The organism is Nocardioides antri (genome assembly GCF_008373765.1).
In the GTDB taxonomy this organism is placed as follows: Bacteria; Actinomycetota; Actinomycetes; order Propionibacteriales; family Nocardioidaceae; genus Nocardioides; species Nocardioides antri.
In genome coordinates this window covers 1-336 of sequence record NZ_VUJW01000213.1, presented here as the reverse complement: position 1 = coordinate 336, position 336 = coordinate 1, and the positions used below count along the sequence as shown (strand labels likewise).

General features: G+C 56.0%; 1 protein-coding gene. It reads left to right on the top strand.

Annotated features, from left to right (window positions below):
* Positions 1-336 (top strand): AAA family ATPase (locus F0U47_RS23035; RefSeq protein WP_149752384.1); only part of this gene is annotated, 336 nt, incomplete at both ends.

Genomic DNA, 336 nt, shown 5'->3' with positions numbered 1-336 from the left:
TCGGAGTCAAACCTCCGTAAGGCGTTTGAGGAAGCCGACAAGAACTCTCCGGCTATTATCTTCATTGATGAACTCGATGCTATTGCACCAAAGAGAGAGAAAACCCACGGTGAAGTGGAAAGACGTATCGTTTCACAGTTATTGACGCTTATGGATGGCATGAAGAAGTCGTCCCACGTGATCGTGATGGCGGCCACGAACCGGCCGAACTCCATCGACCCGGCGCTGCGGCGCTTCGGGCGGTTCGACCGCGAGATCGACATCGGCATCCCCGACGCGACCGGCCGCCTCGAGATCCTGCGCATACACACCAAGAACATGAAGCTAGGAGACGAC